Below are 5,661 nucleotides of genomic sequence, written 5' to 3'. Positions count from 1 at the left end.
GTTTTCCGCAATCAATTTCTACATATTTCTATAAATTTCAATCTATTTCTATTATTTCATCTCCATATCTCCCTTATCTCCTTATCCCCTTTCTTACACTTCTGATGTATAGCCTGAACGGTTACAATAGAGACTAAAGTTCAATAATGAGAATAAAAGGGACACTCTTGGCGAGTTATTGTATTTGATAGCGTTAGATGGCTGAAGTGCTACGAAACTTTTATGTTATACCCCTTTTGAATAAATTAAAAAAGAGGTGCTGATTGGTATATGCAAACCGTTCTCAGCGATAGAGCAATTTCTACTCAGCAATTCCTTATCTACTGTTTGCAGAGGTTTCTATACTCCAGTGGGGTATAAATTGTGATTATTTAAAGTAATCGGTAATCGGTAATCAGGTAATCAGTAATTTGAGATAGCAGGCTACTGCTTGCTCTTTACCGATAACCTGATAACCGATAACCGATAACCTGAGTTGATAGTAACAGGAAATCACAAAATATGCCTCTCTAAAGTATAAATAGGAAAAAGGATCCGCAATTGGTGACAGCGATTGAAGAAGAGGTGGATTGGAACCTCCTTCTTCATCTTGCCTCCTGGCATAAGGTAGTGCTGGTTTTCTACCGAAACCTCCGGGAGAACTGTCTAAAGGTGGTAGTTCAGAACAACCAGCTCGCCTTTGCTGAAGGTCGTGATGTGTTAGAAAACTCTCCTGGAAAAGCCTCTGGAGAACGATTCAGTGAGATTACAAACCTGGCAGAGACTAAACCTGAAAAGCTCGCTTCACTCTCGGGCAATTTTGGCTTCATCCGGTTTCGTCCTGGTGGTGGGGCAACAGTAATCCATTCATGTGGTGGGTTTATGCCGTTTTACCTTGGTCGATTCGGTAGTTGTTTTGCTATTTCTACAAGGCCTGGTGATTTCGTGCGATATTTACACTTTTTTGCTCTTCGTTGATTCACTGCGGGCAAGACAAAGCCAGTAAAGGGCTGCTGATAGAATTACCCCATCAGCATTCTTATCTCTTGTATGTGTTTACAGGAAGATACATTAGTAGAATTGGTCAAAAAGTCAGGAGCTATCTGAGAATCAACTTCCAGATTGAATCAATCTCTACTACCTTCAACACCTTACATGCCAGGATTAAGATAATCAACCCACCACATACTCCTATTATTACCTGAAGTAAAAGGGATAACTCTGTAGTCACTATATACCGACAAAAAGCACCCATGATAAATGATGCCGCCAGAGATTGAAAGAGTGATTTAAGGATTCTCCTGTCCTCTATGGCTCCAATTTTTCGTCTCAAAATGGCCAGAAGTAAAGCTAAGTTAAAGAAGGAAGATATACTGATAGCTAAGGTTAGCCCTCCTTGAGCCAACGGCCTCATGAGCAACAGACCGAAGATAATATTGACAACTACTGTTATCATTCCTACTTTTACTGGTGTCCATGTATCATGTTGTGCATAAAAAGCTGGCACAACTACTGTTAAGCCACTAATTCCCAGAAGTCCTACTGAATAGAAAAAGAGTGCCAAATAGGTAATATTCGTATCAGCAGCATCAAAGTTGCCATGTTGAAAAAGAAGTTGAATAATAGGTTTCCCCAATACCATCAATCCTATAGTAGCTGGCAGACTTGTTAAGATCACCATTCTCAATCCCCAGGAGATACTTTTTTTTAACTCAAGGATATTACTTTCTGCTACCTGTTTAGACATAGTGGGGAAAAGCACTGTGCCAATAGCAACCCCAAAAAGAGCTAATGGTAACTGAACCAGTCCGTTAGAGTAAAAGAGAGCTGAAATACTACCAGGTATTAACAGAGAAGCGAGTAAATTAGAGATAGTGAGGTTAAATTGTGTAACCGCTGAACCAAGAGCTCTTGGGCCCATGAGTAAAAGAACCTTTTTTACCACCGGGTGGAAGAGATTAAATATAAATCTGTATTCCATCTTTTTACTGATTAGGCCAGGAATCTGGAGCAATAACTGTATTAGTCCTCCTGAGAGAAATCCTATGCTCAAACCGAGGATAGGTTGATCTGTGAAAAGGGGGCATAAGAAGAAGATTGATCCGATCAAGCAAAGATTTAAAGCTGCAGGGGCTAAAGCAGGTAGGGCGAAATGGCGGCAGCAATTTAAAATACCCATTACTAAGGTAGATAGGCAGATGAAAATAGTAAATGGAAACATTATTCGGGTAAGAGTAACGGTAAGAGAGAAAACATCTTTCCCCACAAAACCCGGGGCAAGAATTACTACAATTATAGGGGCTAATATTATTCCCAACAGGGTGATTACCAGAGAGATAAACAAAAGCCCATTAAATACTAAACTGGCTAAAATCCAGGCATCTTCCTTTCCTTTAGTGTGTAGTTCTTCAGTAAAGATTGGGATAAATGCTCCTGTTAGTGCTCCCTCTCCCAGAAGTTCCTTCAAGGTATTAGGAATTCTCCATGCAGCAAAGAAGGCATCTGAAACAGTGGAGGCACCAAATCTGTCAGCAATAAGCACATCACGAATATAACCCAATATTCGAGAGCACATAGTGCCTAAAGTTACTATTCCAATAGATTTAATTACACTCTTGTGTGAAATCATGGTAAAAGTATACCATAATTCTTGAGATATGTCAATTGGTCCTGTTGTTAGACCTCAATTCAGACATAAGACTTTAGACTATAGACCATAGACTAAAAAGCGGTTATACGAGGCTTAATCCGGTATATTGAAAAGTCTAAAGTCTAATGTCTACGGTCTAATGTCTGAATTGAAGGTTGTTAGACCTGGTTAATTCTCATTTTAACCACAAAGAACACAAAGAACTCTAATAAGTTATTGGAGTTCAGGCTTTAGCTCGGATTTTAGGTGGTGTCTGAAAATAACGCTAATAGTGAAATCTAGGCAGATTTGGTGTCCAAAAGGGGATAAGGAGATAAAGGGAGATATGGAGATTATTCATTGTCCTTTGCAAAATTTTAGAATGAATTTATCTCCTTATCTCCATAATCCCCATATCTCCTTTTCTTACACTATTTCCACCTTTATGCTAGATTAAGACACCACCGAATTTTAGGCTTTAGCCTTTCATAGCAGCTAATAATGATGAACTTTTAAAGAATTAATTCCAAGGATTAACTCTATTTTTGAACCACAGAGGTTACATAAGAAAAAATGTAAAACTCTCTGTGGTGAACAATCTCAAAATTACTGGCATTTTAAAAACTGAAACTTACCCACATCTCTGTAGAGCCACGAAATAACTAATAGTTCAGGAAGGAATTTGGGGGACAAGGATTTTGGAATTTAAAGTTAAGTTTTTTAGTATGCTGGAGATAAGAAAAATTCTTCGACCTGTGCGATTAAACTAATTCATCGCAGAGACGCAAAGGAAAAATAAATGTAAAATAGGAAATGAAAAATGGGAAATTTTAGTACTTCGCAAGACTCATTACCTTTCAGTTATACATTTTCATTTTACATTTCTCATTTTACATTGTCCATTTTACATTTAACCGCACAGGTCGAAATTCTTCGACCTGTGCGGTTAGAAATTACAAGCAATGCAACCGTTTCGGTGTAAAGAAGGGGGATAAGGAGATAAAGAAGGATATGGAGATGGAAGAATATCAAGAAAATTTACTTACTGAGGCAGTAATTTAATGTATCATACCGTAATCTCCCTATCCCCTCTATCTCCTTTTCTTACATAAACTAACGCTTACAAATAGTTCTTGAACTGCTAACCATACAGGTCACAATCTGACGCCAAAAATAACCAGTTCTGTCTGGTTCATTTTTTTGTTAGCAGTTTTTATCTATTCCTATTTTTGTAAAATGTGAAAATATGATCCTTCTTCCGTTTCTTTCCCTTTTAGTCTAATTTTTTTCTCAATGCGAGCTATATGATCCAATGTAATAGTTTTTCCCACTGAATCATCTAACTTCTTGCTAAGAGCAAGAGATTCGTTAAGTAAATGTAAGGCTTTTTCATAATTTTCCATAGATTCATATATTCCTGCTGTCAATCTTAAAATGCCTGCTTCTTCCACACCATAGCCTAATTCTTTTAGAATTCTCCGTGCCTCTTCATAACATATTATAGCCTTATGTTTATTACCTAAAGTCCAATACCCAGAGGCCAAATCCTTTAAGAGGTTCACTTTTTGTTTTGGCTTATTGACTTTAGCTAACGCTGTTTCAAATTCCTTAATCTTTCTATGAGCAGATTTTTTTAAAATAGACTGTGCCTCTTTATGTAAAGATTGGGCTTTTTCTTTTTCTCCTCTTCTACTATAAAGAGATGATAACATTGTCAATACATAGCTTTCTTCAGAGAGACAGTCTATCTTTCTGAAAATAGTCAGGGCTTTCATGTATAGTCCTATAGCACCTTCACTATCATTTAGATAGTAGTCGTATATATTGGCTATACTTAAAATCATTTCTGCTTCTCTTTTGGAATCGTCCATCTTATGATAAAGCTCACTAGCCATACTATAGAATTTTATGGCATTGTTGTAATCTTTTGCACTTAAATAATCACCAGCTATATTGTTACAAGTAACCGCTTCCTCTTGTTTGTCTTTTTCTATTCTTGCAAGTTCCAAAACCTTTTTCTGAAGCTCAATAGCTTTGCTATAGTTTTTTTTATCCGCATAAGAAGCAGCTTTTTTCTTTAGGGTTTCGATCTTTATTCCTCTATACAGCGTCTTTATAGATTCAAGTAGCATAGGAATTGTTATTTTCTTCTCTGATGAGAAGGAAGAAGTTGAAGCCATATCCTCTTTGGCTTTTGAATCTTCTCGCTTCCCTTTGTGCATTCCTATCTTTATCCCCTGGAAAAAGAGAAAACTTATAGACAAAATTAACACTCCAAATAATAGAAGTCTTTTCATAAACTGATAGGAATTTGCTTTTTGGGGCTTTTGGATATCCTTTTCATTTCTGCTCATTCTGGGGATATTTTACCAGAAATTTTATCTTATGTCAATTAAAATTTTGGCCCGATTACCAAAAAGATCAGAGATTAGACTCAAAAATAACTTTGATGAGGCAAAAATGAGAAAATTCACCTTTAGCCATGAGATTTTGGACACACTTATCCTGACTGGTTGGCTTTGGTTGGGAAAAAGTAGGGTTAAGAAACAGGTGAGAATTCAGGCAGGGTATCATCCTCCAGAGGCATTTGCCATGGTAGAACCATTTCCTGATATTCATCAGGACAAGTTCTTAGGTTCTGGCATGGTCTTCAGGATTTCCTCAATATCCTCTTTTTTGCAGACAATTTCAACAATGTGCATCTCTCCACCACATTCCGGACACTTCAACGGATCCACCTCATATATCCGCCAGATGAACTTTCTCCAGCTCTTACGATAATCACTCCTCATACCATGCTCATCTTCGACTACCTCTATAGGCCCTTCTTTCCCTGACTTTCTGCTAATCGTTACCCATAAGTTTTACTGGACAATGTTACATTCATTCACAATTCGCAATTCACCATTGCCAATTCACAATTTTTCCACCTGTGCGATTAAACTAATTCATCGCAGAGACGCAAAGGAAAAATAAATGTAAAATGTAAAATAGGAAATGAAAAATGGGAAATTTTAGTACTTCGCAAGACTCATTACCTTTCAGTTATACAT

General features: G+C 37.2%; 4 protein-coding genes. 2 read left to right on the top strand and 2 right to left on the bottom strand.

All coding sequences use genetic code 11. From position 1 onward, the window contains the following. The first annotated feature begins 543 nt into the window (after positions 1-543). A complete protein-coding gene (locus AB1414_14275; protein MEW6608589.1) occupies positions 544-957 on the top strand; it encodes a hypothetical protein in 414 nt (137 codons plus the stop codon). A 121-nt stretch (positions 958-1,078) separates the two neighbouring features. Here the strand turns inward: AB1414_14275 and murJ are convergent, their stop codons facing one another. Continuing rightward, positions 1,079-2,554, bottom strand: coding sequence for a murein biosynthesis integral membrane protein MurJ (gene murJ / locus AB1414_14270; GenBank protein ID MEW6608588.1), 1,476 nt, complete (start codon positions 2,552-2,554; stop codon positions 1,079-1,081). A 1,277-nt stretch (positions 2,555-3,831) separates the two neighbouring features. Then, positions 3,832-4,962 (bottom strand): tetratricopeptide repeat protein, encoded by a 1,131-nt coding sequence (locus tag AB1414_14265; GenBank protein ID MEW6608587.1) that lies wholly within the window; start codon positions 4,960-4,962, stop codon positions 3,832-3,834. A gap of 31 nt (positions 4,963-4,993) precedes the next feature. Between AB1414_14265 and AB1414_14260 the strand changes: the two genes are divergently transcribed. After that, positions 4,994-5,389: a hypothetical protein gene (locus AB1414_14260; GenBank protein ID MEW6608586.1), complete on the top strand. Its 396-nt coding sequence runs from the start codon at positions 4,994-4,996 to the stop codon at positions 5,387-5,389. Positions 5,390-5,661: the final 272 nt, after the last annotated feature.

Source organism: bacterium, assembly GCA_040755795.1.
Taxonomy (GTDB): domain Bacteria; phylum UBA9089; class CG2-30-40-21; order CG2-30-40-21; family SBAY01; genus JBFLXS01.
Note: the sequence above shows the minus strand (reverse complement) of the source record. Positions and strands in the feature narration are given on the sequence as shown.

Coding starts and splice junctions, on each gene's coding strand:
- AB1414_14265 (MEW6608587.1), bottom strand. CDS start 4,962: ATGAGCAGAAATGAAAAGGATATCCAAAAGCCCCAAAAAGCAAATTCC.
- murJ (MEW6608588.1), bottom strand. CDS start 2,554: ATGTGCTCTCGAATATTGGGTTATATTCGTGATGTGCTTATTGCTGAC.
- AB1414_14260 (MEW6608586.1), top strand. CDS start 4,994: ATGTCAATTAAAATTTTGGCCCGATTACCAAAAAGATCAGAGATTAGA.